The sequence below is a fragment of the Acinetobacter sp. 228 genome, assembly GCF_048147885.1.
This window is the reverse complement of the sequence record NZ_JAYWYV010000049.1, coordinates 1-2,713: the sequence shown is the minus strand read 5'-3', so window position 1 is coordinate 2,713 and position 2,713 is coordinate 1. Positions and strand designations below refer to the sequence as shown.

Annotated in this window: 2 protein-coding genes; both read left to right on the top strand. The window is 35.1% G+C overall.

Annotated features, from left to right (window positions below; all coding sequences use genetic code 11):
- Positions 1-1,230 (top strand): hypothetical protein (locus tag VXQ92_RS15565; RefSeq protein ID WP_416682404.1); only part of this gene is annotated, 1,230 nt, incomplete at its 5' end.
- Positions 1,231-1,995: 765 nt separating this feature from the next.
- Positions 1,996-2,574 carry a TetR/AcrR family transcriptional regulator gene (locus VXQ92_RS15560; RefSeq protein ID WP_416682402.1) on the top strand — a complete coding sequence of 193 codons (579 nt, stop codon included), beginning with the start codon at positions 1,996-1,998 and terminating at the stop codon, positions 2,572-2,574.
- Positions 2,575-2,713 lie beyond the last annotated feature (139 nt).

Here is a 2,713-nt window from a genome sequence, read left to right as displayed (position 1 = left end):
GTCGGTGATATAGGTTACTGGCATTTGGAAGATAATCATTCAAACCTTACTGGTGTATATGGTGGAGATTTGTTTCCTACTCATAATGAAAATATTGCATCAAAATGTGGTATCTATACTGATACTATTGTTTTACCAGATCCTTACGTAAGATCACAGCACATATTTGAACTTTATCCAAAAGAAAAAGCTGTCTTTTTTTTAATAAAGCATGCTATGAATCTTCTCAAATACAGAAACTTAGCATGCGTTGAAGAGGGCATGCCGGTCGTTGTCATACTTCCAGATTTATCATATTTAGAAGAGAATGGTAGAGATTTTATTTATAAATTTTCTCAAAATGATGCTCTAATTCATGCTAGCAAGATATTTGGTAGAAGATTTGAAAATATTGATGAATTCAATGAATTCTGTATAAGTTTAGACACAGTAGAAAAAACTATTACAGCAATAACAGATAAAAGTAGGGTTTTATTTGATACAAACTGGAAAGGTTCTTTAGAAGAACAAATAATTAAAGCAGTAAAAGGCGATGAGCTAAAAGCCATGAACGGGACTGAACCAGGTTTATTATTTACAATACAAACTATTGGTCGGATGTCAGTGAGTAACGAGCTCTTAATTAAAGCACGGCAACTTTCAGGCACTCCAATTATAGAAGCTGAAACATCTTGGCAGTTTTTTAACTGGAAATTGGAGTACGATGCTGAAAAAGCTCAAGAATATTATGGTTCTGAAGATCTACATATTACTAAAGGCTTGACTGATTTATCTAAAACTGACTTACCGTGGCTTGGGAATATTCCACCTGAATCATTATTAGAGTTACGTAAGCAAGGAGCTTTAGAAGAAATTAGAAGTATTTTAGGAAATAATATTAAAGAGCTAATAGATACTAATCCTACTAATTGTTTTAGAACTAGAGATCAAATATTAGAAAATATTGAACAAAGTTTTGAAAAACATCGTAAGAAGCTTGATGAATTGAAAGCTAAAAATTGGAAATTTGCTGGATTCGATATAGGTTCTTGGATTGTATCAGGAGGAATAGAAATAGGAGCGGCTTTAACTGGTACACCTACGTGGGGTTTAGCAGTATTAGCCGCAGATCAACTACTTGATGCTCCTAAATTAAGAGAAATCCCTCAAAGATTCCGTGATTTGGTTGACCAGAATAAAAAAGTAAAGCAATCCCCAGTCGGAATGTTATTCAAAGCTAGTAAAAAGTGATTAATTAATTTTTAGAAGTGTCTTGCGCTACATTATATATTAACTATTCATTATGAGATGATTAAAAAGTGACTGCTGTTTTAATAGGAGTCACTTTTTAAAAGATAGCAAATTTAGTTAATTTTAAGGCTAATCTTATCTATAAAAAAATACCTTCATACTTCTTATCCCTTCATAACGCCCCACTTAACAATAACCCACCCATTATTTAGCCTTACTTTTCTAATGATTTAATTTAAAACAAATGGCATTTTGCGTGCTTGACTGCAAAAGGGTTGGGCACTATTCTTTGCCTGCTGGCCACATTGCCAGCCGGTCGTCGCGGACCGATTTTTTCGACCACATCAGGATTATTTCTTCTGAGGAATAGTCTTATGTGTAAACTCCCAGTCTCCTCCCGTAGCGGTAGGACGGGAGAGGGACACCTTCGGGTGTGCTAGTTTGAGTTAATACTAGTCTGCTAACCCTTTCTCGTTCTGCCACCATAATTTTAATGCTTTGGCAGAACTCCCAATAAAAAGGAGTTGGCTTTGCACATCCATTATTTCTTGGCTCTCAATGCCAAAAGCTATAACGACACCACATAAGCTTAAAGCAGTTTGAGGGCCATTAGCGCTTTCAGGCTTTAAATCGTTACAACCAAAAACTTAGCAACAATAAAACTTGAGATGTGCCAAGCACAGTCTTTATAGGCTTTGCTGTGCCTTTTTTTCTCCCAAAAAAGTATCTCATTTATAAACAACAAGAATTTATAACGGTAAAATTATGCCAAATTTAGTTCTCCCAACACGTGCCTTATATGTTGTAAATAAAGCAATTGATCTGTTTCACCACCGTGGGTTCCACCTTATTGGCGTCGACAGAATAGTGAAAGAATCAGAGATTACAAAAGCGACTTTTTATAATTACTTTCACTCTAAAGAAAGGCTTATTGAAATTTGCCTGATGGTGCAAAAAGAAAAGCTCCAAGAACAAGTAGTCGCAATGGTCGAATATGACTTAAGTACTCCCACAATAGATAAACTCAAAAAGCTTTATGATTTACATACCGATATAGAAGGGCCGTATTACTTATTATTTAAAGCCATTTTTGAGATTAAAAATAGCTATCCCAACGCTTATCAATCCGCAGTACGCTATAGAACATGGCTAAAAAATGAGATTTATAGCCAACTTAGATTGCTTAAACCCGATGTCTCTTTTACCGATGCCGAACTATTTTTATATATGGTGGAAGGCACAATTATTCAGCTTTTAAGCTCTGGTGGGGTAGGTGAAAGGGAGAGATTGCTAGATTATTTTCTTGGTCTAAGTGATCTAAGCCAATTCAAAATAGAAAGTTAAAGTCAATCAAAATGCATAAAAATTAAAAGAGTTATTTCTATAAAAGCCCGCTGATGAGGGCTTTTATAGATTGGTTTTTCTAGCTGAGGTAGTCTCTAAGAAAGCCTGTTTGGCCAAATAGTTTTTCTCGGAATTCGGC

Coding starts and splice junctions, on each gene's coding strand:
- VXQ92_RS15560 (WP_416682402.1), top strand. CDS start 1,996: ATGCCAAATTTAGTTCTCCCAACACGTGCCTTATATGTTGTAAATAAA.